General features: G+C 66.3%; 26 protein-coding genes and 1 tRNA gene. 12 read left to right on the plus strand and 15 right to left on the minus strand.

The genetic code is table 11. The features are described 5' to 3' along the window. Positions 1-107 precede the first annotated feature (107 nt). The 4 genes from J0H39_16170 to J0H39_16185 are packed head-to-tail and all read right to left on the minus strand — an operon-like array spanning position 108 to position 5,425. On the minus strand, positions 108-650 hold the full coding sequence (locus J0H39_16170; protein ID MBN9498292.1) for a hypothetical protein: 543 nt from the start codon (positions 648-650) through the stop codon (positions 108-110). Beyond that, on the minus strand, positions 647-961 hold the full coding sequence (locus J0H39_16175; GenBank protein ID MBN9498293.1) for a YbjQ family protein: 315 nt from the start codon (positions 959-961) through the stop codon (positions 647-649). Before J0H39_16175 ends, J0H39_16170 begins: the two co-directional genes overlap by 4 nt. A 13-nt stretch (positions 962-974) precedes the next feature. Beyond that, positions 975-1,226, minus strand: coding sequence for a hypothetical protein (locus J0H39_16180; GenBank protein ID MBN9498294.1), 252 nt, complete (start codon positions 1,224-1,226; stop codon positions 975-977). 35 nt (positions 1,227-1,261) lie between these two features. Next, entirely contained in the window at positions 1,262-5,425 is a 4,164-nt protein-coding gene (locus tag J0H39_16185) for a PAS-domain containing protein (protein MBN9498295.1), read from the minus strand. Between the two features lie 81 nt (positions 5,426-5,506). On the opposite strand from J0H39_16185, the gene eda reads away from it, so the two are divergent. Next, the gene (gene eda / locus J0H39_16190; GenBank protein ID MBN9498296.1) at positions 5,507-6,151 is read left to right on the plus strand and encodes a bifunctional 4-hydroxy-2-oxoglutarate aldolase/2-dehydro-3-deoxy-phosphogluconate aldolase; all 645 of its coding nucleotides are present in this window, start codon (positions 5,507-5,509) and stop codon (positions 6,149-6,151) included. Here the strand turns inward: eda and J0H39_16195 are convergent. Next, a complete protein-coding gene (locus J0H39_16195) occupies positions 6,135-7,040 on the minus strand; it encodes a sugar kinase (GenBank protein ID MBN9498297.1) in 906 nt (301 codons plus the stop codon). The two genes, eda and J0H39_16195, sit on opposite strands and share 17 nt — an antisense overlap. 48 nt (positions 7,041-7,088) lie before the next feature. Between J0H39_16195 and J0H39_16200 the strand changes: the two genes are divergently transcribed. The 4 genes from J0H39_16200 (at position 7,089) to J0H39_16215 (ending at position 10,858) form a co-directional block, all read left to right on the plus strand. Next, positions 7,089-7,649: a tetratricopeptide repeat protein gene (locus tag J0H39_16200; protein MBN9498298.1), complete on the plus strand. Its 561-nt coding sequence runs from the start codon at positions 7,089-7,091 to the stop codon at positions 7,647-7,649. Positions 7,650-7,686: 37 nt separating this feature from the next. Further along, the gene (locus J0H39_16205) at positions 7,687-8,421 is read left to right on the plus strand and encodes a FadR family transcriptional regulator (protein ID MBN9498299.1); all 735 of its coding nucleotides are present in this window, start codon (positions 7,687-7,689) and stop codon (positions 8,419-8,421) included. A gap of 271 nt (positions 8,422-8,692) precedes the next feature. Then, on the plus strand, positions 8,693-10,276 hold the full coding sequence (locus J0H39_16210) for a DEAD/DEAH box helicase (GenBank protein MBN9498300.1): 1,584 nt from the start codon (positions 8,693-8,695) through the stop codon (positions 10,274-10,276). Between the two features lie 60 nt (positions 10,277-10,336). Then, a complete protein-coding gene (locus J0H39_16215) occupies positions 10,337-10,858 on the plus strand; it encodes a DedA family protein (GenBank protein MBN9498301.1) in 522 nt (173 codons plus the stop codon). 1 nt (position 10,859) lies between these two features. On the opposite strand, the gene J0H39_16220 is transcribed toward J0H39_16215, so the two are convergent. After that, positions 10,860-11,957, minus strand: coding sequence for an ionic transporter y4hA (locus J0H39_16220; protein ID MBN9498302.1), 1,098 nt, complete (start codon positions 11,955-11,957; stop codon positions 10,860-10,862). A 101-nt stretch (positions 11,958-12,058) separates the two neighbouring features. Between J0H39_16220 and J0H39_16225 the strand changes: the two genes are divergently transcribed. The 4 genes from J0H39_16225 to J0H39_16240 all read left to right on the plus strand — a co-directional run bounded on the left by J0H39_16225 (position 12,059) and on the right by J0H39_16240 (position 16,308). Next, positions 12,059-13,351, plus strand: coding sequence for a glucarate dehydratase (locus tag J0H39_16225; GenBank protein ID MBN9498303.1), 1,293 nt, complete (start codon positions 12,059-12,061; stop codon positions 13,349-13,351). A gap of 84 nt (positions 13,352-13,435) precedes the next feature. Next, positions 13,436-13,813, plus strand: coding sequence for a type II toxin-antitoxin system RelE/ParE family toxin (locus J0H39_16230; protein ID MBN9498304.1), 378 nt, complete (start codon positions 13,436-13,438; stop codon positions 13,811-13,813). After that, positions 13,803-14,120 carry a DNA-binding transcriptional regulator gene (locus tag J0H39_16235; GenBank protein ID MBN9498305.1) on the plus strand — a complete coding sequence of 106 codons (318 nt, stop codon included), beginning with the start codon at positions 13,803-13,805 and terminating at the stop codon, positions 14,118-14,120. Before J0H39_16230 ends, J0H39_16235 begins: the two co-directional genes overlap by 11 nt. A gap of 130 nt (positions 14,121-14,250) precedes the next feature. Further along, positions 14,251-16,308, plus strand: a complete 2,058-nt coding sequence (locus J0H39_16240) for a DUF945 family protein (GenBank protein MBN9498306.1) — start codon at positions 14,251-14,253, stop codon at positions 16,306-16,308. Positions 16,309-16,330: 22 nt separating this feature from the next. Here the strand turns inward: J0H39_16240 and J0H39_16245 are convergent. From J0H39_16245 to J0H39_16265, 5 genes are all read right to left on the minus strand, one after another. Further along, positions 16,331-16,405: transfer RNA gene (locus J0H39_16245), tRNA-Gln, on the minus strand. A gap of 38 nt (positions 16,406-16,443) precedes the next feature. Then, a complete protein-coding gene (locus J0H39_16250) occupies positions 16,444-17,403 on the minus strand; it encodes a GDP-L-fucose synthase (GenBank protein MBN9498307.1) in 960 nt (319 codons plus the stop codon). Next, entirely contained in the window at positions 17,387-18,457 is a 1,071-nt protein-coding gene (gene gmd, locus J0H39_16255; GenBank protein ID MBN9498308.1) for a GDP-mannose 4,6-dehydratase, read from the minus strand. Before gmd ends, J0H39_16250 begins: the two co-directional genes overlap by 17 nt. Positions 18,458-18,539: 82 nt before the next feature. Next, positions 18,540-19,379 carry a 4-(cytidine 5'-diphospho)-2-C-methyl-D-erythritol kinase gene (locus J0H39_16260; protein MBN9498309.1) on the minus strand — a complete coding sequence of 280 codons (840 nt, stop codon included), beginning with the start codon at positions 19,377-19,379 and terminating at the stop codon, positions 18,540-18,542. Further along, positions 19,376-20,119 carry a methyltransferase domain-containing protein gene (locus tag J0H39_16265; protein MBN9498310.1) on the minus strand — a complete coding sequence of 248 codons (744 nt, stop codon included), beginning with the start codon at positions 20,117-20,119 and terminating at the stop codon, positions 19,376-19,378. The genes J0H39_16260 and J0H39_16265 overlap by 4 nt, the downstream gene beginning before the upstream one ends. Before the next feature lie 90 nt (positions 20,120-20,209). Between J0H39_16265 and J0H39_16270 the strand changes: the two genes are divergently transcribed. After that, complete coding sequence (locus J0H39_16270) at positions 20,210-20,821, plus strand: glutathione S-transferase N-terminal domain-containing protein (protein ID MBN9498311.1); 612 nt, start codon at positions 20,210-20,212, stop codon at positions 20,819-20,821. Continuing rightward, positions 20,818-21,243, plus strand: a complete 426-nt coding sequence (locus tag J0H39_16275; GenBank protein ID MBN9498312.1) for a cupin domain-containing protein — start codon at positions 20,818-20,820, stop codon at positions 21,241-21,243. The genes J0H39_16270 and J0H39_16275 overlap by 4 nt, the downstream gene beginning before the upstream one ends. Here J0H39_16275 and J0H39_16280 read toward each other — a convergent pair. From J0H39_16280 to J0H39_16295, 4 genes are all read right to left on the minus strand, one after another. Beyond that, the gene (locus J0H39_16280; GenBank protein ID MBN9498313.1) at positions 21,233-22,102 is read right to left on the minus strand and encodes an EamA family transporter; all 870 of its coding nucleotides are present in this window, start codon (positions 22,100-22,102) and stop codon (positions 21,233-21,235) included. The genes J0H39_16275 and J0H39_16280 overlap by 11 nt on opposite strands. A 79-nt stretch (positions 22,103-22,181) precedes the next feature. Then, positions 22,182-22,910, minus strand: a complete 729-nt coding sequence (gene phbB / locus J0H39_16285; GenBank protein MBN9498314.1) for an acetoacetyl-CoA reductase — start codon at positions 22,908-22,910, stop codon at positions 22,182-22,184. 79 nt (positions 22,911-22,989) lie between these two features. Next, positions 22,990-24,165 carry an acetyl-CoA C-acetyltransferase gene (locus tag J0H39_16290; protein ID MBN9498315.1) on the minus strand — a complete coding sequence of 392 codons (1,176 nt, stop codon included), beginning with the start codon at positions 24,163-24,165 and terminating at the stop codon, positions 22,990-22,992. 89 nt (positions 24,166-24,254) lie between these two features. Continuing rightward, entirely contained in the window at positions 24,255-25,514 is a 1,260-nt protein-coding gene (locus J0H39_16295; GenBank protein ID MBN9498316.1) for an alpha/beta fold hydrolase, read from the minus strand. Here J0H39_16295 and J0H39_16300 point away from each other — a divergent pair. Next, complete coding sequence (locus J0H39_16300) at positions 25,513-25,812, plus strand: hypothetical protein (GenBank protein ID MBN9498317.1); 300 nt, start codon at positions 25,513-25,515, stop codon at positions 25,810-25,812. The genes J0H39_16295 and J0H39_16300 overlap by 2 nt on opposite strands. The last annotated feature ends 39 nt before the right edge of the window (positions 25,813-25,851 follow it).

Consider the following 25,851-nt stretch of genomic DNA (forward strand, 5'->3'; position numbering starts at 1 on the left):
CGGCTTCCTTGGTGATATTCCAAGAAACCTTATCCCGCCCGACGGCATAAGAAAGAGTTAAACGCGCGCGACGGTCACAAGGCGGATTTATGTAGCGCCTGACGCCATTAAGTTGAGCCCTGCATCGCCTGACGGCCGATCTGGACGATCAATTTTGCGAAACTGGGGTCGTCGGCGCGGTCGATCCGGCGCATCCAGCCATGCACGCCGGTGACCGGACCGTTGGGCCCGCACAGCACGGCGTGGATATTCGTGTTCTTCGGATCGGCTTCGAATCGCAAGGGTTTGCCGGCACAGACGCCGTAAAAATCCGGCTGGCGGACTACCCGCGCTTCGAACACGAACACCAGGCGGAACGGATTCGCGGTGCGCGTCGCGTCGGTTTCGAATTTGAGCCAAGGATCGGAAAAATTGTCGCGAAGAATTCCGGCCGCGCGCGCGGCGAGCGCGTCGGGCGCTTCGCCGTAGGCCCCGCCCATCGCGCCGACATGGACCGCACCGTCGCGCGACGACGCTTGCAAGGCCTGCCAGGAATTGGCGCCGGTGTAAAACACGACCTGGCTGGTCGGCCGGTCGCCGCAACCCAACAGGCCTAGAATCGACGCGAGCAATCCCATCAGCAACGCCCCCCGGCGGAAACCGGCGTTCATCCGAGTTTCACGGCCGTGCCGTTGGCCGCGACCATCAGCATCGTTCCGCCCACGCTTTGGTAATCGAGATCGACGCCGATCACGGCATCGGCGCCCAGCTTCGCGGCTTTCTCGGCCAATTCCTCGACCGCTTCGCGGCGCGCGTCGGCGAGCACTTTTTCGTAGCTGCCCGCGCGCCCGCCGACCCAGTCGCGCACCGAGGCGAAGAAATCACGGATCGCGTTCGACCCCATGACGACGTCGGCCGAAATCACGCCGAGATAGGCGACGATGCGCTTGCCTTCGACGCCGTCGGTGGTGGTGATGATCATGGGCGCATCCTCTCTAAGCGAAGAAATCGACGTTGCGTTGCCCCACGGCGAACAGCGCCGCGCGCGTTTGGGCTTGATCGCGGGCGATTCGCGCATCGTCGCGCGCGACGAACGCGGCCTTGGCGCGCGCCTCGATCGATTCGGCTGTCATCGGCGGGCCGGAATTCGGGCGGCGCGCCGTGGGCACGTCGGCGCTGGGGCGCGCCTTCGTGGCGACTTGGGCGCTCGCGGGGAGCGGCGGGGCGCTGGAAACGGAACCGGCCATAACCCTTGGAAACTAGCCCAACGGCACGGGCCAAGCTACTCCGCCGCGCGCTCCGCGGCACCCACATGCCGCGCGATCGTCTCCAGCAGGGCGGCCTTGCGATAGGGTTTGGACAGGAAATCGTTCATCCCCGCCGCCCGGCATTCGTCGGCATGGCTTTGGAAAGCGTTGGCGGTCAGCGCCACGATCGGCACGGCACCCGCCGGGCCCGGCAAGGCGCGGATCGCGCGCGCGGCGGCAAGCCCGTCCATCTCGGGCATATGGATATCCATGAGCACGAGGTCGTAAGGCTTGGCGCGGACCGCCGCCAGCGCCTGCAAACCATTATCGGCGACGTCGGCCGCGATCCCGACGGTTTCGAGCATCGAGATCGCGACGAGGCGATTGGTCAAATTGTCCTCCGCCAGCAGCACGCGCAAGGCCGGGCCCGACGCCGCGCGCCGGCGCAGCATTTCCGCCGCTTGATTGCCGTCGGCCGAACCCGCCGCCCGCGCGACTTGCGCGCCCGAGGTCGCGTCGAACGGCAATTCGACACGGAAGGTCGAGCCCGCCCCCGCGGCGCTCGCGACCGAAATCCGCCCGTCCATATGCTCGACGAGACGTTTGGAAATCGCCAAGCCCAGCCCCGTGCCGCCGTAGCGGCGTGTAATCGACGAATCCAGCTGACTGAACTCACGGAACAGCTCGCTCAAGCGTTCCGGCGCGATGCCGATGCCGGTGTCGCGAATTTCGAAAACGAGGTGCTGGCGGCCGTCGCCGTCGTGCCGCATGCCCGCCAACGAGAGCGTCACGCGGCCGGATTCGGTGAACTTCACCGCGTTTCCGAGCAGGTTCAGCAGCACCTGACGCAAACGGCCGGGATCGCCGGTCACGGTTTCGGGCGTGTGCGCATCGGCGCGGAAGTCGAGCGTCAACCCCTTGGCCTTGGCGCGCGGGGCGACGACGTCGAGCGCGCCTTGCGCCAGGCTGCGCGGATCGAAGGGCAGTTTCTCCAGATCCATCCGGCCCGCTTCGAGCTTCGACAGATCGAGGATGTCGTCGATGATGTGGAGCAGCGATTCGCCCGAATCGCGGATCGTTTCGACCGCGCGGCGCTGCTGGTCGCTGAGCGCGGCATCGAGCAGCATCGCGGTCATGCCGATCACGCCGTTCATCGGCGTGCGGATTTCGTGGCTCATCGAAGCGAGGAATTCCGACTTCGCGCGGTTCGCCTTTTCCGCCGCTTCGCGCGCGCGCTCGGCTTCGTCGCGCGCGGCGGCCAAGCGCCGTTCGGACATGACTTGCGCGGTGACGATACGCCCCGCCCCGCGATAGCCGACAAAGCGGTTCTCGTCGTCGAACACCGGAATGCCGGAAACCGACACCCATTCACGCGCCCCCGAGCCCGTATCGATCGAATGGACGAAATCGCGGAACGGCCGGTTGGCGGCGAGCGTGGCGGCGTGTTCGCCCAGTGCTGCGCGCGTCGTGGCGGGATCGTCGGCGACGATATCAAGCATCGTGCGCCCCAGCGTGCGCGACAGATCGAGCCCGAGCTTGCCGCGCGGATCGGACACGAACGAGAAGCGATGCTCGGCGTCGGTTTCCCAGAACCAATCGGACGTGACTTGCGCGAAGTCGCGGAAGCGGATCTCGTTGTCGGCGAGCAGCTTCAGCGTGCGCCTTGCCGCCGTCACATCCCGATAGGTGACGACGCGTCCGCCTTCGACCGTCGCGCGCTGCGTGCCTTCGACCACGCGCCCGCCCTTGAAGCGGATCTCGTAGGGTACGCCCGCCAAGCGGCGGCGGCGGTCGGCGGCGGCGAGCCACGAATCGACGCTGACCGTTTCCTCGAGTTCGCCCATTTCGTGATCGAGACGCAGCAGCGTCTCGTGCGACATACCCGCTTCCAGGCGGCCTTTGAGATAGGGGAACATCTCCTCGAAACGCTGGTTCCACGCGATCAAGCGGCGCTGGGCGTCGTAAAGCGCGAAGCCTTCGCCCATCGCCGCGATCCCGTCGCGGAAGCGCCGTTCGGCCAAGGCGGCGGTGAGCAGCGCCGCGCGCTGGTCGGTCACGTCGCGCGCAATGGCGACCAGCGCCCCTTCGCGCGCGGGCGTTTCGACGAGTTGCAGCCATGTGCCGCCGGCCGAGGAAAGCTCGAATACTTGGCCCAGACGCTCGCGGCGCGACAGCCGCGCGGCGATGAACTCGGCGCGCTGGGATGCGTCGAAACCGTAGCCCGGCCATTCGGCGGCCCAGCCGACGATCTCGGCATAGGGAATGCCTTCGCGCAGCCGGCCGCGAATATAGGGGAAGATGTCCTCGTAGCGCCGGTTCCACACGACGAGGCGGTCTTGCGCGTCGTAGAGCGCGAAACCGTCGCTCATGCTTTCGATGCCGTCGCGGAAGCGCTGCTCGCTGGCGGCGAGCGCTTCGAGCGCCATTTTCTCCGCCGTCACGTCGAGCAGCAAACCGTCCCACACGATCGTGCCGTCGTCGCGGCGCGTGGGTGTCGCGTGGCCGCGCACCCAGCGCGACTGGCCGAAGCCCTTGGGCTCGACGCGGAATTCCGCGATCCACTCGGTTCCTTGCGCGGTCGCGTCGGAAATCGAACGGCGCACGCGCGGCAAATCCTCGCGCGCCACGACCGAGAACAACACGCGCGCCGAGCGCATCACCGCATCGGCTTCGATCCCCAGCAGGTCGAGCGCGCGGCCGGACATATAGGGGAACGAGATCGTGCCGTCGGGCGCGCGCGCCAAACGGTAGAGCACGCCCGGCACGAAGGCCGACAATTCGGCGAGCTGACGGGCTTGCGATTCGATGCGCTGACGCTGTGCCGCTTCGTCGGTCACGTCGCGCGCGGCCCCGCGATAGCCGCCGAAACTGCCGTGGGCGTCGATAACCGGCATGCCCGAGAACGAGATCAAGATCTTCGTGCCGTCGCGCCGCGCCAATTCGCGCACCACGTTGCGGAAGGGTTTGCGCGCCAGCGCCGCGTCGCGCATCGCGTCGTGCGCGGCGCCGGGCAAGGGCGCCGCGATATCCTGGCCGCGCTTGCCCAGATGCGCTTCGATATCGATGCCGTAGTCGCGCGCGTTGCCGGAAATATAGGCGACACGCCCGACGGCGTCCGTCGCCCAGAACCAATCGGACGACGACGACGCGAAATCGCGGAACCGCGCTTCGCCGTCGGCCAAACGCGCTTGCGTGGCCGTCAACCCCGCGATCGCGCGCAGCAGCAGCCCGCCCAACAGAAGAATGAACGCGCTGGCCGCGACGGCCAGCCATGTCGCCTCGCGCCGCGCGGGCACGGTTTGCGCGATCGCGTGATCGAGATCGACCGAGAAATGCGCGACGAGTTCGGCCCCGGTAATGCGCTGCCACGCGGTCTGGCGGCGTATCCCGTCGATAGCGCCGATCACCTCGCCCACCGCGAAGCCGCGTTCCACCGCTTCCTTGAACACGCGCGAGGCGGAAACATCCTGGCCGAAACTGACCCGGCCTTCGGAATCGATGCGCCCGCGCACGATACCGTCCACGCCCGCGACATTGGCGGTCGAGCCTGGCTTCAACGCCGTACGGTCGATTGGCCGCACGAAGGTCTCGGGCGTCAGTTCGACGATGACGGTACCGATCTGCGCGCCCTTGTCGTCGAGCATCCGGCGCGCGACGGGCACGCGCGGATCGCCGTCCACGCCCGTCGCGGGCGGACCGACATACAGCGGGTCGCCTTGCGCTTGCGCCAGCGCCCTGACGCTCGGGCGATCCGAGAGATCCCGCCCGCGCGCGTCGGGCGATTCCGAAATCGCGATCACCCTGCCGTTCGCGTCCAAAGCGACGATGTCGAAAATCCCGCCCGGTCCGTCGATGTAACCGGCGAGCACGCGATCGAGATCGATCGCGTCGCCTTCGCGGCGCAGCGCGCCGCGCGTCGCGCGCACGGCGGCGTCCGCGACGGCGACGGTCCGTTCGATGCTGGCCGCGTAGAGACGGACGGCGCGCTCGACCTCGGCGGCGGCTTCTTCAGCCGCGCGCCGGATCGCGTGATCCGCATACCATTCGCGGATCGTCCAGGTGCCCGCCAGTGCGGCCAAACACACGCCGATCACGCCCGCCAACAAACGGCGCGGCCGGGTTCCGGCAAGACGGGGCGGCGGGGCGGACGGTTCCATCGCGGTCCAAGGATAACGCGAAAAGTTCCGGTCGTCAGACATTCGCGGACGTTCCCGCACTTTACAGCGGACCGGGCGGCGCCTAGGGTCCGCCCGCAAACATCGAGGGAAGGAACGCAGGCGATGGCCGCCAAGTATTTGCCGATGCGCGAAATTATGGCCCAGGGCGCGGTGATGCCGATTTTGACCGTGGCCGATCCGGTCGCCGCCGGGGATATCGCCAAGGCGCTGGTCGCGGGCGGTATCAAGGTCTTCGAAATCACGCTGCGCACGCCGGCCGCCCTCAAAGGGCTGGAAGCGATGCGCGTCGCGGCACCCGAGGCGATCGTCGGCGCGGGCACGATCCTCAACGCCACCGACCTGCATCGCGCGATGGGGGCCGGCGCCCAATTCGGGGTGTCGCCGGGCATGACGCCCGAATTGCTGAAGGCCGTCCGCCAGGCGAATTTCCCGTTCCTGCCGGGCATCGAGACGACCAGCGAAGCGATGTTCGCGCGCGAAATGGGCTTCAAGGAATTGAAGCTGTTCCCGGCCAACGTGATCGGTGCGATCCCGTGGCTCGCGGCGATCAAGCCGGTGTTCCCCGATCTCGTGTTCTGCGCGACCGGCGGCGTGAAGCCGGGCGACGTGCTTGCCCATCTTTCGCAGCCCAACTGCCTGCAGGTCGGCGGATCGTGGGTGACGCCGGGCGACGCGATCGCCAAGGGCGATTGGAAAGCGATCGAAACGCTGGCCCGTCAAGCCGCGTCGTTCAAGCGCCCCGCATAAACGCTTCGGCTTCGTCGCGCGTGGGGCAACCCAGGCGCCCGCCGAATTTCGTGCATTTGAGCGAGGCGGCCGCACACGCCAGCTGCGCCGCTTGCGCGATGCTGCGCCCTTCCGCCAAGCCCAAGGCGAGCGCGCCGTGGAATACGTCGCCCGCCGCCAGTGTGTCGACCGCGTCGATGCGCGGGGCGGGCACGTGGCGCAAGGCGCCGTCTTCGATCCAGTAATAGCCCTTGGCGCCGCAGCTCGCGCCGACATGCGCATGGGTTTTGCGCGCAACGACCGCGCGCAAACCTTCTTCCACGTCCGCGATGCCCGTATGCACGGCGAGGCCGGCATCGGAGAACACCGCATGCGTGGCGAGCGGCACGAGGGTGGCGAGAATATCGGGCGCGGTCGTCTCGGCATCGACCATCACGCGAAGCCCGCGCGCGCGCGCCGCCGTCAACGCATGGACCGAGCCTTGGATCCAGCGCACATCCGAATGGACGAAATCGGCCTTCGCCAGATCGGCGAGCGGCAGCCAGGCCGGATCGGGATCGAGACCCGGATCGTGATAGACGATCACGATACGCTCGCCCTTGGCATCGACCGTCACGCTGGCATGGGATGAATTGCCGCCCGGGCATTCGCGGATCGCATCGACATTCACGCCGGTCTCGGCGAGTTCCGCCTTCATCGCCCGGCCTTGCGCGTCCGCACCGACGCGCGCCCAAATCGCGGCGTTCCCGCCCAGGCGCTGGAAGGCGCAGGCCGCGGAAATCGCCATCCCGTCGGTAACGCGCGCGGCCTGATGGGCCAACGCCTTACCCGGGGCGGCCGGGATCGCATCGACGCGGTAGATGGTGGTGAGGCAGGTCGCCCCGACGGAGACGAGTCGTGGAATTGTCATACGCACGCGACTATAGCCCGAAACGCGCGCATGCTACGATTTCCGTCGATGCCTGAGACCAAGCCCGATATCGCCGCCGCCCTGAAACGGCTGATCGCTTTGTGCGAAAAGCCGCCGCCGCGCGGTGTCTCGAAACGCCTGGACCGGCTGTTCGAGGAAATCGCCGCGCGCAAGCTGAAGCGCTCGGCCGAGGATATCGGCGATCTGATCTGGGGCATCTGGACCGATCACCCCGACGCCAGCGCCGTCGACACGATGCACGAGGCGATCGGCAAGATCATCGCCAAGGACGGGCGCACCGCGCGCGAACTGCTCGACGATCTGTGCGCGCGCTGGCCGGATTGGGCGGAGGCCTATAATAAGCGCGCCACCCTCGCCTTCATCGAGGAGCGCGACGCCGACGCGGTCGCCGATATTCTGGAAACGCTGGCGCGCGAGCCGCGCCATTACGGGGCGCTCGCCGGGTTCGGGCAGATCGCCTTGCGCCAAGGCCAGCCGGCGGCGGCGCTCGCCGCGTGGGAGAAAGCGCTGGCGCTCAATCCGCATCTCTCGGATCTGGCGCTGGCCGCCGACGATTTGCGCGAGTTGTTTCAGGCACGGCCGAACTGACATTTACACCGCGCGCCGCACCGGTCATCATCGCGTCATGTCCGGGGGAAAACGCGCGGCCGGGATTCACGGCGATGCGGTCGCGAAGATCGCGCGCAAAATCATCCGCGGCCGCATGGCGGCGGGTGCCGCCTTGCCCACCGAACCCGAAATCGGCGCCGAATTGGGCGTGAGCCGCACCGTAGTGCGCGAGGCGATCAAGACGCTCGCCGCCAAGGGCATGGTCGTGACCGGCCCGCGCCGGGGCACGCGCGTGCGGCCCTTCGCCGATTGGAACCAATTCGATCCCGACGTGGTCGCGTTTCGCGTCGCCGCCGGCGTGGATGCGCGCTTCCTCGACGATCTGCTGGAGCTGCGCTTGACGATCGAGCCGATGGCGGCGCGCTTGGCCGCGCAGCGCGCCACGCCGGCCGATATCGCGCGGATCGAAGCGGCGCTGACCTTGATGGCCGACGCCGTCGACGACAAAGGCCATTACGTCGCCGCCGATCTCGAGTTCCATCAATCGATCTTGGCGGCGGCGGGCAATCAGTTCGTCGCCTCGCTCGCCCCGCTGCTGGGCGCGTTGCTCAACGTATCCTTCCATCATTCCGTCCGCTCGGCCGAGGGGGCCCATGAAGCGGTCGGCCTGCATCGGGCGGTCTTGCGCGCGATCGCGGGCCGCAAACCGGCGGCGGCGGAAAAAGCGCTGCGTTTCCTGATCCAGGACGCCCGCAGCGACATAAAAACGGCGCTCAAACACGCCCAAAACCAAGCCGCCGCAGACGATTAGCCGGAACGCGCAGCGGCCATGCGCGGCTTTCGCTTGCCTTTCGCACGGCGATACCTCATACACGCGCCATCCGCGGACCCAACGTGGATGGCGCCTCGTTGCGCCCGGGGTCGCGGTTTCGATTTTCGGGTCTCGTTCGTTTAGCCCCGGTTTTCGCGAGTCCCTTTCAGGGACCATTCCCCGGCGGCTGTTCCACGTCACGCTTCCATCGAACGACCCTGCCCCGCGCGGATGATTCCGCGCGCCGGGCGAACGAGAGTTTTTGTACCTAATGACCGACTTCACCAATCTCGGCCTGCCCGAAGCCATTCTGCGGGCCCTCGCCGACCAAAAGCACGTCACCCCCACCAAAATCCAGGAAGCGGCGATCCCCGCAATTCTCGCCGGCAACGACGTCGTCGGCATCGCGCAGACCGGCACCGGCAAGACCGGCGCCTTCGTGCTGCCGCTGCTCGCGCGCCTCGCGGCCGAGAACAAGCGCGCCCCGGCACGCGCCAATCACGTGCTGATCCTGGCACCCACGCGCGAACTCGCCTCGCAGATCGAGGATTCGGTGCGCAGCTACGGCGCCTATGTCCGTCCGCGCACCGCGGTCGTGGTCGGCGGCGTGGCGCCCGGCGGCCAGATCCGCGCGATGGCGAACGGCCTCGACATTCTGGTGGCCACCCCCGGCCGCCTGCTCGACCATATCAGCACGGGTGCCGCCACGCTCGCGCACACGCAAGTCATCGTGCTCGACGAAGCCGACCAGATGCTCGATCTCGGCTTCATGCCGGCGATCCGCCGCCTGATGGCGATGCTGCCGCGCGAGCGCCAGACGATCCTGCTGTCGGCGACGATGCCCAAGGAAATCCGCCAGCTCGCGTCGAACTTCCTGCGCAACCCGCAGGAAATCGCGGTCGCCCCGGCGTCGAAGCCCATCGAGCGCATCGAACAGAGCGCCATCGCGCTGGACAACCAAGCCAAGCGCGGCGTGCTCGGCGCCATCCTGCAATCGCCGGATTGCACGCGCGCGATCGTCTTCACGCGCACCAAGCGCGGTGCGGATCGCGTGTCGAAGTTCCTCGACTTCGCGCGCATCCCGTGCGCCGCCATCCACGGCAACAAAAGCCAGAACCAGCGCGAGCGCGCGCTCGATTCGTTCCGCGACGGCCATATCAAGGTGCTGGTCGCGACCGATATCGCCGCGCGCGGCATCGACGTCGACGGCGTGTCGCACGTCATCAACTACGAACTGCCGAACGTGCCCGAGGCTTACGTGCACCGCATCGGCCGCACGGCGCGCGCGGGCAAGTCGGGCATCGCGATCGCGTTGGTGGCGCCGGACGAGCGCGCCTTCCTGCGCGACATCGAACGCCTGACCAAGCTGCAAGTGCCGTTCGTCGCCGCCCCCGAAGGCATCCCCATGCCCGCGATGCCGGAAGGCGCTTCGCTGAACGAACCGGCCGAGCGCGACCCGCGTTCGTTCCGTGGCGGTCGCCACGGCCACGGCCATGGCGGCCCGCATCGCAATGGCGGCCAACGCCATCGCGGCGGTCCCCGTCACGGCGAGCAACGTCACGGCGAGCCGCGTCACGCCCAGGTTCAAGGCGAAGCCCGGCCGCAAGAAGCGCGCGCCGAGCAGACGCAAGGTCAACCGGCTCAAGGCCAGCAGCCGCAGGGCCAGCGTCACGAACATCATCGCCGCGCCGATGCCCCCCATGGCCATCAGGGCCACGGCAAGGGTCCGCATCGCGGCGGGCCGAAGCGCGGCAATCATCGCGGCCAAGGCAAGCGCACCGGCGGTCACCAGGGCGGCGGCCATGGCGGCCACGCCGGCGCGCATGCGGATTTCGTCCGCAGCTTGACCAAGTAACGGGACGCCAAGCAAAGAGACAATTGTCCCGCGACCGAACGCACGGCACACTCGGCGATCATGACGATCGCCGAGTTCGCCGACCTGGTCGTAAATTTCGTCGAGACGAACCGTGTGTGGGCCGCCCCCATCGTGTTCGTCCTCGCCTTCGGCGAATCCCTCGCTTTTCTATCGCTGCTGTTTCCCGCCACGGTGATGCTGGTGGGCATCGGCGCGTTGATCGGCGCGACCGACCTTAATTTCTGGCCGATCTGGGCCGCCGCCGCGTTGGGTGCCATCTTCGGCGATTGGGTTTCGTACTGGGTCGGCTGGCATTACGGCGACCGCCTCGCCCATGTTTGGCCGTTCACCAAGCAGCCCGAATTGCTGCCGCGCGGCATGCGCTTTTTCGAACGTTTCGGCACGCTCAGCGTTTTCTTCGGCCGCTTCTTCGGGCCGTTGCGCGCCGCCGTGCCCATCGTCGCGGGCACCTGCCGGATGAAGTTCTGGCCGTTCCAGGCCGCGAACGTCGCCTCGGCGTTCATCTGGGCGACCGGCCTGCTCGCGCCCGGCGCCTTCGGAATCAAATTCCTGTTCGACTGAGTTACGGCAGCGCCGCCAGCAACACGAACACGGCGAAGATGCCCAGATGCACGGCCCCTTGCAGCACCGTGGTGCGGCCCGTGCCCAAGGTCTGTGTCGAGACGAACAGCGTCAGGATCAGCAGCACCATATGTTCGGGCGGCAGGCCGAGCGTGAGGTCGAGCCCGCCGACGACCGACAGAACCGCGACGACCGGCACGGTCAGCGAAATACTGGCGAGGGCCGAACCCAGCACGAGATTGACCGCGTTCTGCAGCCGGTTGAGCTGGGCCGCGCGCACCGAGGCGATACCTTCGGGCAGCAGCACGATCGCGGCGATGACCACGCCGATGAAAGCCTGCGGCAGGCCGGCGGCGGCGATCCCCGCCTCGAGCGGCCCCGACAGCGTCTTGGCGAGCAGCACGACCATCAGCAGCGACAACGGCAGGAACACGACACTGACGAGCGTGACCTTGACGGGCGGCTTATGCGGCACGCCGGCTTCGGGATCGTCCGCTTCGTCCATGAAATAGTCGCGATGGCGAATCGTCTGGATGAAGATGAACACGCCGTAGATGACGAGGCACACCGCGCCGACGAATAGCAGCTGAACGGCGGCATAGCCGCCCGCCTTGCCGTTTAGCGTGTAATTGGGCAGGACGAGCACGAGGATCGAGACCGTTGCCAGCACGGCGAGCGACGCGGCGGCGGCGTTGAGCTGGAAGGATTGCTCGTGATGGCGCTTGCCGCCGAACACGAGGCACAGGCCGATCACGCCGTTGAGCACGATCATCAGCGCCGAGAACACCGTGTCGCGCGCCACGACCTCGCCGCCCGGCCCCGCGGCCAGCATGATCGACACGATCAGCGCCACTTCGATGATCGTCACCGCGACCGCCAGGATGATCGACCCGAACGGCTCGCCAACCCGTGCCGCCAGCACTTCGGCATGATGCACGGCGGCGAAGACGCAAGCCCCCAGCAGCACCGCCGCGACGATCAGCACCAGGGCTGCGCTATCCGACACGATCCCGGTCGTCTTCAGGACGATCAGCACGGAAGCGAGCAGCGGCGTGACGACCGACGGGAGCGAAACGGAGTCGATATTGTGCAGCGCCATGGCGGGGGACCCTTGTTGCGCACGGGGCATGCGCGGCGCCGTGGAATTGATCTGGAATTTGCGGCACGCCGGGTGGATGATCAAGCCGAATAACAACGCGCATGCCGATCATCCACGAGGAAACGCACTTGTCCCGCATCAAAAACGTGACCGTCACGCCGATCGCCTTCCGCGATCCGCCGCTGCTCAACGCCGGCGGCCTGCACGAACCCTGGGCCTTGCGCTCCGTCATCGAGATGGTGCTCGACGACGGCACGATCGGCCTGTCGGAAACCTATGGCGACGATCCGACGGTAAAACTGCTCGCCGAATGCGGAAACGCGCTGGCCGGGATCGACGTGTTCGACATCAACGCCATGCAAGCGCAGGTGCGCGATACGCTCGCCCGGCTCTCGCCGCCCACCGCCGATGGTTCGCCGCGTACAGCCCTCGTCACCATGTTGCCGCGCGTGTTCGGCGCGTTGGAGGTCGCGGCGTTCGACGCGATGGGCCATGTCGTCGGGCGGCCGGTCTACGATCTGCTCGGCGGCGCTTGCCGGCGCGACGTGCCGTTCAGCGCGTATCTGTTCTACAAATTCGCCGGGCATAAGGATTTCGACGACGGCTGGAACGATCCTTGGGGCAACGTGCAAACGCCCGAGGAAATGTTGCGCGAAGCGCGCGAGATGACCGGGCGCTACGGCTTCGGCTCATTGAAGCTCAAAGCCGGCGTGTTCGATCCGGCGTTGGAGGTCGAAACGTCGAAGGCGCTGCACGCCGCCTTCCCGCAGATGCCGCTGCGCATCGATCCCAACGCGGCCTGGACGGTCGAGACGACGCTGAAGCTGCTGCCGCAGCTCGAAGGCATTCTCGAATATCTCGAAGATCCCACGCCGACGATTTCGGGCATGGCTTCGGTGCAGAACAAGACGAAGCTGCCGCTCGCGACCAATATGTGCACGGTCGCGTTCGAGCATATGCCCGAGACGATCGCCAAGGGGGCGGTGAAGGTCATCCTCGCCGACCATCATTTCTGGGGCGGCTTGCGCGCGACGGTCGAACTCGCGGCGATGTGCCGGACCTGGGATATCGGCCTGTCGATGCATTCGAACTCGCATCTGGGCATCAGCCTGACGGCGATGGCGCATCTGGCCGCCGCCACGCCCAATCTTTCCTACGCGTGCGACACGCATTACCCGTGGGCGAATGACGACGTGATCGAAGGCGGCTTGATCCAGTTCCATGACGGCTGCGTGCGCGTCACCGACAAGCCGGGCTTCGGCGTGACGCTCGATCGCGGCGCACTCGCGCGGATGCACGAGAATTGGAAGAAATGCGGCCTGCGCAAGCGCGACGACGTGACCGAGATGCGCAAATACTGGCCCGACTGGAACCCCAAACGCCCGCGCTGGTAGGCCACGCATCCACGGGCTCGCCATTGTCAGATCTGGCCCTTAGTGCTATAGCTCTAGGTGCTATATCGTCGAAAGCGGCCTGGGATGCGTGTCTTTAAGACAAAGCCATTTTCCCGCTTTGCGAATGCCGAGGACATCGCCGATTCCGATCTTTGCGAGGTCGTGAAGCGCGCGGAAGCGGGAACTATCGACGCCGATCTCGGCGGCGGGGTCATCAAGCAGCGGATCGCGCGTGCGGGTCAGGGCAAATCGGGCGGCTTTCGAAGCATCATCTTGTATCGTCGCGGCGACAAGGCGTTCTTCGTTCACGGATTTGCCAAGAAGGACAAAGACAACATCGACTCGAAAGAGCTGAGAGCAATTCGTAATTTGGCCGATATCATGCTCGCCATGTCCGATGAACAGATCAAAGCCGCGCTAAAGAACCGAACAATCACCGAGGTAAAGTGCCGTGAAGCGTAGCTATCGAAGCAATACCATGGCGAGCGTTCATGAAACCGCGCTCGGCCTCGCGGACGCCGGAATCGTCGACAAGCGGACGATGGCGGCCTTCGACGAATTGTGCCTGACGCCGGTCAAGGAATTGTCGCCGACCCAGATTCGCCGTATCCGTACGCGAGAACACGCGAGCCAGGCGGTGTTCGCGCGTTACCTCAACGTCACGACCGGTCTCGTCAGCAAGTGGGAACGCGGCGAGAAGCGGCCGGCCGGTCCGTCGCTGAAACTGCTGACATTGGTCGCCAAGAAAGGCCTCTCGGCGGTCGCTTGAATCCGGCTGCGCTTGGCCGCCTGGAACGCCCGCGCTGGTAGGCGGTGGTGGCCGCGGCCGCGCACCATTATTCGATTTAAATATTATATCGATTTCCCTAAGGTTATCCGGAACGGATTCGGGGGATCGAATGCGGAAAGCGTTGATCGGCGGAGTCACACTCGTTATTGCCGCCATTGCGGCCTATCTTGGGGTCTCGCATTTCATCGGCGGATTGGTATCGACCCAGGTCGCACTGTACGAACGGCGATTGCTGGAAATCGACGGCGTGTCGGTCACGCGTTTCGCCTACGACAAGCGGCTTTTCGACGGCGAACTGATCTACGACATCGCATGGCGCCCGTCGCGCGAGCACCCGTTGCGCGCCGCATTCGACGAGATCGCGAAGAAGGAAGGCTTTAAGGAGATCCGCCTCGCCGGACGCATCCCCGTTCGCCATGGCCCGTGGGTCGGGAAATTCGCCGCCGCGCGCATCGACTTCAAGAAGCCTCTGCCGGACGAGGAACGGAAGTATTTTCCGAAATATCCCGGCCAAGCGCCCTGGCTGACGGTCGACGCGATCGTCGAATGGACGGGCGAGGTCGGCGCGGCGTTCCGGTTCGTCGACTATGACGGCCGGATCGGCGAACTCGACGACGCGGACGAGCCCGTCGCCGCCATCGAAGGCTATCGCGGCTTTGTGTGGATCGCCGGCGACGCGGCGCGCGCCACGCTCGAAACGACGCTTTCCCGCCTTCAAGCCGGCGCCTTGCCCGGTTTCGGGGAGATTCGCGACGCGAAGCTGAAAGGTACGATCGACATCGCGAATGGTCAGCGCCTGACCGGCGCGCTGGAGATCGGCGCGCTTAAGGTCGAGGCGAAGACGCCGAGTTCGGGAACCGTCACGGCAGGCCCCTACCGCCTGACGTTCGATGCGAAGCAGGAATGGCCCTTCATCTGGACCGGCGACTTCGCATCGGAATTGAAGGGCTTGACCTTCAACCTCTCGGATTTGCGCGCCGACAAGCTTCAAGAGTTGCGGGCCACGTTGGCGGCCTTCGATCTTCGTTCGACCACGACCCGCAAAGGCGAAAAGGTCGATACGACCACCGCCATCACGATCGGCCCCGCCACCATCGCCGACATCGCGCTGCCCGCTTTGGCACTCGACGTCTCGCTGCGCGATCTGGACGGCGAGGCGTTCAACGCCTGGATCGGAACGCTCGATTCCGTCGTCGCCACGCTCGGCAAACCGGATCCGGCGGCGATCGAGCGGTTGACCCAACTGAGTGCGCGATTGGTGGCCGCGGGTCCGCAATTCGCGGTCGACCGGCTGTCGCTCTCCGTACGAGCGCCCGACGATCTGAAGCTGACAATGCAAGCCCGGCCGGCGGCCGGTGTCGTGTTGCCCAAGGATCGTTTCGCGCCGTTGTTCGAATGGCTGGAGGCGCGTCTCGCCTTCACCGCCAGCCTCGATGCGATGGAAGCGTTGCTCGTCGCGGCGGCGCGGCTCGAAACGGCATTCGACAAAAATCGCAGCTTTGGCACCGCCGAGGAACGGGCGGCCCGCGAACGCTTCGCCCGGGCGAAGGCGGTGTTGGCGCAAACGCCGCTCGTCGCGATCGAAGGCGACATTCTGCGCATCGAAGCGGGCCTCACGCGCGGCCAGTTCGGTCTCAACGGCCGGCCGGGCGATCTGTTGCAAACTTTTGCCCTCGGCGCGATGGCGGCTGACGGGCTGAAACAAGCGATGTGGCCGACCGCCGCAGCGCGGCGCGAAGTCCCCAACCCTCAAGGCGCTCCGACCGCAAGGCGCGCCTTCACCCAGGCAAATCTTTCGGCCGGGGCGCCTTTTCTGCAATTGGTGCAAGCCGGCGGTGACGATCTCATGGACGGTCGATTGGGGCCGGATTGCACGGGTCATATCGACGCGGCGCGCCCGACTCTATCGGTCGATTATGCCGCAGGTGGCGAAGAGTTCTTCATTCACGCATCGACGTCGTCGGGCGCCGACATCGGCTTGATCGTCCGCACGCCCGGCGGGGCTTGGCTCTGCAACGACGACGCGCCGGGCCGCGATTTCGACCCTTTGGTGCGGATCGCGCGACCTTTGCCGGGGCGCTATCTCGTATGGGTCGCGACGATCGAGCCCGCGCACACCGAAGCGCTCGTGCGGATCACGCCGACCGATCCGGGACGGCGGCGTTGACGGTCGGCGATATAGGAGAGCGTGGCTGGGGCGCTAGGATTCGAACCTAGGAATGCCGGTACCAAAAACCGGTGCCTTACCGCTTGGCGACGCCCCAGCAGGCGCGCGACTGTCTAACGCCGGACGCGTCCGCGATCAAGCCGCTTTCGGCGCCCGGTTTTCCACGTACCAGCGATAGGCCTGGGCCAAGCCGGTTTCGAGGTCGTATTTGGGCTTCCAGCCCAGCGCCATCAGGCGCGACGGGTCGGTCAGCTTGCGCGGGGCGCCGTTGGGCTTGCTGGTGTCGAATTCCAGTCTGCCCTTGTAGCCCGCCACTTTCGCGACCGTTTCGACGAATTCGCGGATCGAGACTTCCTTGCCCGTGCCGACGTTGAACGCGTCCGTGCCCGAATAGCGCTGCATCAGGAACACGCAGGCGTCGGCCAGATCGTCGGCGTGCAGGAATTCGCGGAGCGGCGTGCCGTCGCCCCACACGGGCACGGTCGGCGCGTTCGTGGTGACCGCGCGATGCACCTTGACGATCGTCGCGGCGGGTACATGGCCCATTTCGAGATCGTAATTGTCGTGCGGCCCGTAGAGATTGGTCGGCATGCACGAAATGAAATCGACGCCGTATTGCTTCTTATAGGCCTGACACATCTTCAGGCCGGCGATCTTGGCGATCGCGTACCACTCGTTGGTCGGCTCCAAGGGGCCCGTCAACAGCGCGTCCTCGTGCATCGGCTGCGGCGCCAAGCGCGGATAGATGCAGGTCGAGCCCAAGAACAGCAGCTTTTTGACGCCCGCGAGATAGGACCCGTGGATGACCGCGTTCTGGATCGCGAGATTGTCGTAAAGGAACTCGGCCGGGCGCGAGTTGTTGGCGTGGATGCCGCCCACGCGCGCCGCCGCCAGGAACACCGCGTCGGGCTTGTTGGCGGCGAGCCAGGCATGGACCTTGGCCTGATCGCCAAGATCGAGTTCGCGCTTGTCGACCGTCAGGATCGTGCAGTTTTCCCGCGCGAGGCGGCGCGCGATCGCCGAACCGACCATGCCCTTATGGCCGGCGACGAAGACCTTTTTGCCGGAAAGATCGAACTCAGCCGCTGCGGTCATTGCGGTGGCGCTCCCGCTCGACGATTTTGAGATCGGACGCGACCATTTCCTGCACCAGCTGCGGGAAGGTCGTCTTGTGCTTCCAGCCGAGCTTAGTGTGCGCCTTGGTCGGATCGCCGAGCAGGAAATCGACTTCCGTCGGGCGGAAATAGCGCGGATCGATTTCGACCAGAACCTCGCCGGTCTTGGCGTCCAGCCCCTTTTCGTCGACGCCCTTGCCCTTCCATTCGATCGGGCGGCCGATCTCGTTGAAGGCGAGTTCGACGAACAGGCGCACGGTCTGCGTTTCGCCGGTCGCGAGCACGTAATCGTCGGGCGTGTCCTGCTGCAGCATCAGCCACATGCCTTCGACGTAATCGCGGGCATGGCCCCAATCGCGCGAGGAATCGATATTGCCGAGATAGAGCTTCTTTTGCAGGCCGAGCTTGATCGCCGCCACCGCGCGCGTGATCTTGCGCGTCACGAACGTCTCGCCGCGCGTCGGGCCTTCGTGGTTGAACAGAATGCCGTTCGACGCGTGCATGCCATAGGCTTCGCGGTAGTTCACCGTGATCCAATAGCCGTAGAGCTTGGCGACCGCATAAGGGCTGCGCGGATAGAAGGGCGTCGTCTCGCGCTGCGGGCGCTCCTGCACCAGGCCGTAAAGCTCGGATGTCGACGCCTGATAGAAGCGCGACTTTTTCTCCATGCCCAGAATGCGGATCGCTTCGAGCAGGCGCAGCGTGCCGATCCCGTCGGCGTTCGCCGTGTACTCGGGCGATTCGAAGCTGACGGCGACATGGCTTTGCGCCGCGAGATTGTAGATCTCGTCGGGCTGCGTTTGCTGCACCAGGCGGATGAGGTTCGTCGAATCGGTCAGATCGCCGTGATGCATGAAGAAGCGCACGCCATGCTCGTGCCGGTCGGCGTAAAGGTGATCGACGCGCCCCGTGTTGAACGAGGACGACCGGCGCTTCACGCCGTGGACGATGTAACCCTTTTGGAGCAGCAACTCGGCGAGATAGGCGCCGTCTTGGCCGGTGACACCGGTGATCAGCGCGACTTTCTGGGACATAGGGCTTTCCGGACCAAAACTCTGGTGAGGGGCGGGGGTTTAGCACCCATTCGGGCCGCCGACAACGGCACGGGGCCCGGGCTTATGCCACCCTGCCCGCTGCGATCCACCAGGCCGAAGGCGCTTGGGCTTTCAAGGCCTTGGCGGCCAGGGCGGCGCTTTCCGGCCGGTCGAACAGGCCAAAGCACGTCGCCCCGCTGCCGGACATGCGGGCAAGCCTTACGTCCGGCAGGCCCCGCAGCGCCGCCAGCACGTCGGCGATGGCGGGGACCAGGGCGATCGCCGGGGCTTCCAGATCGTTCCCGGCGGCGGCGAGGTTGGAGAGGTTCGGCGCGAACTTCCCCCCGACGGAGAACGCACCCGATCGCGCCTTGAACACCGATGGCGTGGCCAATGCGATGCCCGGATTGACCAGCACGACGCCCCAGCCGGGCAAGGCGCCGGCGGGTTCGACGATCTCGCCGATGCCCGACATCCAGGCCGGCACGCCGGCGACGCAGACCTTCACGTCGGCGCCGAGCTTGGCGGGCAGATCGGCGGGAATGGGGGCGGCCCAGAGTTTCGACAACGCCCGCAGCGTGGCCGCCGCATCGGCAGAGCCGCCGCCGATGCCGCTGGCAACGGGAAGATTCTTGGTGAGGCGCAAAGCGACATCCGCGCGACGCCCCAGGCGTTCGGCGAAAAGATGCGCCGCCCGCGCCACGAGATTATCCGCACCCGCCTCGAGCGACGCGGCGAACGGCCCGTCGATATTCAGCGCAAACGACGGCGCAGCTTCGGCCGTCAGCCGATCGCCGATATCGGCGAAGGCGACGAGCGATTCGAGCAAGTGATAGCCATCCGCGCGCTTGCCCACGACGGCGAGCGACAGATTCAATTTCGCGGGCGCGAATTCTTGTATGAATGAAGGCGGGGGGTTCATCGCTGGCGCGGGCTGGGAATCGGGCGCATGCCCTCCGGCACCCAAGACGGCCGGCGGAGCAGCACGCGTTTTTTGACCGGCGTGGGCGCGTAGAGCGTCTTGGTCGCTTCGACGATCGCGACACCGGCAAGCGCCGGGAAAAATCGCCGCCCCGCGCCTTCCCAGGCCTTGGCCGTGCGCAGCCACAGCGATCCACCGAGCGGCGGAATGAACAAGCCCATCCGCGTTTGCTGCGGCACGAACAGGTTCTCGCGCAACAGCCGCGACAACTGCCCGGCCGTATAAGGGTGCCCGTGGCCGAAGGGCGTGCGGTCGAGCCGCGCCCAGATGCCGCGCCGGTTGGGCACGACGATCAGCACGCGGCCGGCGGGCGACAAGACGCGCCAGATCTCGCGCATCAGCACGCGCAAGGACTCGGCGTGTTCCAGCGCATGCACCAGCAAAACGCGATCGATCGACATATCGGGCAGCGGCAGGCCTTCTTCCTCGACCAAGGCCGTCGCGTTGGGGCCTTCGGGCGGCCAATGCATCACGCCTTGCGGGCCGGGCATCATCGCCAGCACGCGCGAGGCTTGCGATTTGAACGGACGCAAATATGGCACGGCATAGCCCAGGCCCAGCACCGATTGTCCCGCGACATCGGGCCATACCGCGCGCAAATGCCCCGCCACATGGCGGCGCGCCACCTGGCCCAAAGGCGAGGCGTAGAAATCGCGCAAATCGACGACGTCGGTCCACATAGCCGCGAGTTTAGCAGAACTGCGCCCTCGTTGAGAGCGGACGCGGATCGCGCTAATTTCACGCCTTCGAATAACGATAAGGAACCGTCCATGAAGCTCGCCTACAGCACCGCCAGCCCCTATGTCCGCAAGGTGATGATCGTCGCGATCGAAGCGGGTCTCGATTCGAAGATCGAAAAACTGCCGATGGCGGTGCGCCCCGACCAGCCCAACGCGGCACTCGCCCCCGACAATCCACTGATGAAAGTGCCCACGCTGGTCACCGATGCGGGCGACAAGCTGTTCGACAGCCGCGTGATCTGCGCCTATCTCGACAGCCTCCATTCCGGCGCCAAACTGATTCCGGAATCGGGCCCGGCGCGCTGGAAGGTGCTGTGCCTGGAAGCGTTGGGCGACGGCATCACCGATGCGGGCATTCTGGTGCGCTACGAGCTGGGCTTGCGCCCCAAGGAATTGCATTGGAAGGAATGGATCGACGGCCAGACCAAGAAGGTCCTGCAAGGCCTCGATCAATTGGAGAGCGATCCGTCGGTTCTGTCCGGTCCGCTCAATGTCGGCCAGATCGCCGTCGCTTGCGGCCTGGGCTGGATGAAGTTCCGCAACGTGTTCGGCGACGTGCTGGCCACGCGCCCGAAACTCGCCACCGCGATCGCCAAGCTCGAGGAACGCCCCTCGTTCAAGGCGACCGTGCCGCAAGGATGATCACGGCCGACGACATCGTCGCGAAACTCGGCCTCGCCCCCCATCCGGAGGGCGGGGCCTATCGCGAAACGTTCCGGCATGCGGCCCCGGACGGCACGCGCGGGGCCATGACCGCGATCTACTACCTGTTGCGCGACGGCGAGGTGTCGCATTGGCATCGCGTCGACGCGGCGGAAATTTGGCACTACTACGCCGGCGCGCCGCTGGAACTCGCTCTCTCGGCCGACGGCAAAACGCGCACGACGCAGATCCTCGGGCCCGCACTCGACAAGGGCGAGGCGCCGCAGCTTCTCGTACCCGACTCGCATTGGCAAAGCGCGCGCAGCCTGGGGGCGTGGACTCTGGTCGGGTGCACCGTGGGCCCCGCCTTCGAATTCGCGGGCTTCGAAATGGCCCCGCCGGGCTGGGCGCCTAGCGTTTGAAAATTACGTCCTTCGATGCCAGCACCGCGCCGCCCACGACCAGCGCGCAGGCGATGGCGAGTGTGAGCGTCGCATGGCCGCCGCCCGCGATCACCAGCAAGCCGGTCGACAGGATGGGTGTGAGATAGGACGCGGCGCCCAGCGCTTTGATGTCGCCCTTCTTCATGCCGACATCCCACAAATAGAAGGCGAGACCGACGGGGCCGAAGCCCATGCCGATCAGTGCGGCCCATTGCGCGGCCGTACCCGTATAGGCGCTTTCGAAGATCAGATGGCAGAGTGCCGCGAGGAGCGCCGTGCCCGCGCAGAACGCCGTGACCGCATCGGTCGGCACGTCGCCGAACCGGCGCGACAAGACCGAATAGCTCGACCAGATGATCGCGGCGGCGAAGGCGAAGCCATAGCCCCAAAGCTGCGACGCTTCGAAACCGCTGGCGCCTGCGCCCGCGCCGACGACCAGCACGCAACCGGCGAGGCCCAACGCGGCCCCCGCGAGATGGAACCAGCGCAGACGCTCGCCCGGTAGCAATCCGGCGAACAACACGATCAGCAGCGGCCAAAGATAATTGAGCAGATTCGCCTCGACCGGCGGCGCCAGCGCCAACGCGGCAAAATAGGCGGCGTGATAACCGAATAGCCCGTAAATCCCGAGCGCCCAGACTTGGGGGCGCTGGCGAAACGGCGCCACGACGCTTTCGCCCCGCCACAGGCATTTGGCGAGACCCAACCCCGCGGCAATGCTGAACGCGACGGCGCAGGCGAAGAACGGCGGCGGGGCGGCGATCGCGGTCAACACCGCGAGCGACGACCACAATGCGATGGCGCCCGCCCCGATCGATGTTGCCACCCGGATATTCATGTCCCGCCCATGCGCTCCAAAATCAAAGGGCCGCCGGTCGCCCGGCGGCCCCTTCCTATCCACGATCCGGGATCGCGGATCAATACATGTGCTGGCCGCCGTTGATCGACAGCGTCGAGCCGGTGATGAACCCGCCCTCGTCCGCGACCAGGAACAGCACGCCGCGCGCGATTTCCGACGCCTTACCCAGGCGCCCGACGGGCACGCGGGCGACGATCTTTTCGAGCACGTTCGGCGGGACCGCGCGCACCATGTCGGTGTCGATATAGCCGGGCGCGATCGCGTTGACGGTGATGCCGGCGGCGGCCCCTTCCTGGGCCAGCGCCTTGGTGAAGCCGTGGATGCCCGACTTCGCGGCGGCGTAGTTCACCTGGCCGTACTGGCCCGCCTGACCGTTGATGGATCCAATGTTAACGATGCGGCCGAATTTGCGCGCGCGCATGCCTTCGATCACCGCGCGGCTCATATTGAAGCACGAGCCGAGATTGGTGCGGATGACCGCTTCCCATTGATCGAAGGTCATCTTGTGCATCGTGCCATCGCGCGTGATGCCAGCGTTGTTCACGACGATTTCGACCGGCCCGCCAAGCTTGGCTTCGACGTCCTTCACGCCCGCGGCGCAAGCCGCGAAATCGGCGACGTCCCATTTGAACGACGGAATGCCCGTGCGCTTGGTGAAATCCGCCGCGGCCGCGTCGTTACCGCCGTAATTCGCCGCTACCTTGTAGCCGGCGTCTTTCAGCGCCACGCAAATCGCTTCGCCGATGCCGCGCGTGCCGCCCGTAACGATCGCAACCCGTCCCGCCATGTTCCCATCTCCCGTTCGATGCCGGTTCTATTTTTCGGAAGACGGGGCGCCGGCGCGCCCCGTCCGCCGGTTCGTTCGCTTAGGCTCGCTCGACGCACATCGCGATTCCCATGCCCCCGCCGATGCACAGCGTGGCGAGGCCCTTCTTCGCGTCGCGGCGGCCCATTTCGTAGAGCAGCGTCGTCAGCACGCGCGCACCCGACGCACCGACCGGATGGCCGATCGCGATGGCGCCGCCGTTGACGTTGACCTTGCTGGTGTCCCAGCCGAGATCCTTGTTGACCGCGATGGCTTGCGCGGCGAACGCCTCGTTCGCTTCGATCAGGTCGAGATCGCCGACCTTCCAGCCCGCCTTTTCCAGCGCCTTGCGGCTGGCCGGAATGGGGCCCGAGCCCATGATCGCCGGCTCCACGCCCGCCGTCGCCCACGACACGATGCGCGCGAGCGGCGTGATGCCGCGCTTCTTGGCTTCTGCCGCCGTCATCAGCACGATCGCGGCGGCCCCGTCGTTGATGCCCGACGCGTTGCCCGCCGTCACCGTGCCGTCCTTGCTGAAGGCCGGGCGCAGCTTGGCGAGGCTGTCGAGCGTCGTGCCATGCTTGGGGTATTCGTCGTCGGCGACGACGACGTCGCCCTTCCGCGTCTTGATCGTAACGGGCACGATCTCGTCCTTGAACTTGCCGGCCTTCTGCGCGGCCTCGGCCTTGTTCTGCGACGCCGTCGCGAACTTGTCCTGCTCCTCGCGCGTGATCTGCCACTTGGTCGCGACGTTCTCGGCCGTCGTGCCCATGTGATAGCCGTGGAACGCGTCCCACAGCCCATCCTTGATCATGGTGTCGAGCATTTCGGCCTGACCCATCTTCACGCCGCCGCGCATATGGATCGCGTGCGGCGCCTGGCTCATGCTTTCCTGGCCGCCGGCGACGACGATGTTGGAATCGCCGTTGGCGATCGCTTGCAGGCCCAGCGCCACGGCGCGCAAGCCCGAACCGCACAATTGGTTGATGCCGTAAGCGGTCTTCTCGACCGGGATGCCGGCATTGACCGCCGCTTGGCGCGCCGGATTCTGGCCCTGACCGGCGGTCAGGATCTGGCCCATGATCACCTCGTCGACATCGCCGGGCGCCACCTTGGCGCGCTTGATCGCTTCGGTGATCGCGACTTGGCCCAGATAATGCGCCGACACGGCGCCGAACGCGCCGTTGAAGCTGCCGACCGGCGTGCGGGCCGCCGAAGCGATGACGATATCGGTCATGTGGTCTCTCCCATAAGCGGCGCCGTGACGGCACCCGTTCCATCAATGATAGCGGTGGGGCAGCACCCCAAGCAAGGCGGGCCGCAGGTTCAGTCGTGCGGCAAATCGCCAAGCCAGGCGGCGAGCGGGTCCCACAATTCCTTGCGCCCGCGCGTGCCCACGACCATGCCGATATGGCCGAGTGCGGGTTCGATCGTATAGGCGCCGCGCAATTTCCCCACCAATGCGCGGGCCGAATCGGGCGGCACGATGCGGTCTTGGGCCGGGATCGCCACGAAATTCGGGATTTCGATGGCGCGGGGATTGATCGTCCGGCCCGACAACGTCCATTTGCCCATCGCGGGGCGGTTTTCCGAATACCAGCCCTCGATCGTTTCGTGCGCGACCGGGGCGGTCAGCGGAACGCCGTCGTTCAACCAATCTTCCAGCGCTACGAAGGCGCGGAATTTGGGATTGTCTTCGTCGATCCCCGACAGCGCGCGGAATTTCTTCGCCGCGAGCAGCGGATCTTGCGCCGCGAACAAGCTTTGCAGCAGATCGAGCGGGAGTTCGCCGAGCGCATCGATCATCGGCCACCACGGCCGGATCGCGTCGGCGAGGCCCTTCGCGAGGTCCGCGCGTTCGGCATGGAAGTCCCACGGTGTCGCGAGCAAGGCGAGCCCCGCGAGCCGCGATTGATGCGCCGTCGCCAAACCCAAGGCGAGATTGCCGCCCATGCAATAGCCAAGCAGGGCGGGCTTCGCGCTGGTCAGCGCTTCGACCGCCGCCAGCGCTTTGGTCAGGCGAATGTCGATATAGGCGGCAAGGCCGAATTCGCGCTCGCTGTCGCCGGGGGCGGCCCAATCGACCAAAAACGGCCGGAAGCCGCGCGCCGCAAGGTTCCGCGTCAACGAATTATCGGCGTCGAGGTCGAGAACATAGGCGCGATTGACCAGCGACGGCACCAGCAGCACGGGGCGCGCATCTTGTTTCGCGTCGGGCGCGTAGTCGTAAAGCCGCGTGGTGCCTTCGCCCCAGACCGGCGGCGGATAATCGTTCGCACGCCGATAGGCGGCGTTGCGATAGCGCGTCAGCCCGTCGTGGAATTGCGCGAGCCGCTTGCGCGCTTCACGCTGGATCGCCGCCCGGAACTTTTCGGGCGCGTGGTTTGCGCGTTCGCTGTCCAGCGCCTTCGCGCGTTCCGCGAGGCTCGGGTGCCAGTTGAGCGACCCGGGTTTCGAGTTCGGCAAGACGGCGGCGCAGCTCAGCCACGTCGCCATCGCCGTGCCCAGATGCAGCCCCAGCGGACGCGGTCCCACGCGTTTGGGCGGGGCTGGCGGGCTGTTTGAAGAATTCGGCGAAGGCGCCATGGTCGAACGAACTTCCTTGCTGGCCTTTCAGCCCATCGGCGGCGGCCTGCCAGATCGCTTGCCAACCCGCCGGGCCCGCCCCCGCCCAAAGCTGCAAACTGCGGCCCATCAGCCGCGAGGTTTCGGGATCGGCGGCAAGGGCCGCGAGCTGATCCTGCCACAGATCGAGATAACGCTGCGCGAGCGCTTCCAGGCTTGGCGGTTCGTCGTCTTTATCGGCGGTCATGCGGGCGCCACTATAGGTGCGATTGCGAGACGGGCCCAAGCTTTGACCCGCGCGGGAAAGCTAAGTTCTTGAAAGGTACTCAGTTCCCCCGCATTTTTGCATCGCACTTGC

It is taken from the genome of Alphaproteobacteria bacterium, from assembly GCA_017308135.1.
In the GTDB taxonomy this organism is placed as follows: Bacteria; Pseudomonadota; Alphaproteobacteria; order CACIAM-22H2; family CACIAM-22H2; genus Tagaea.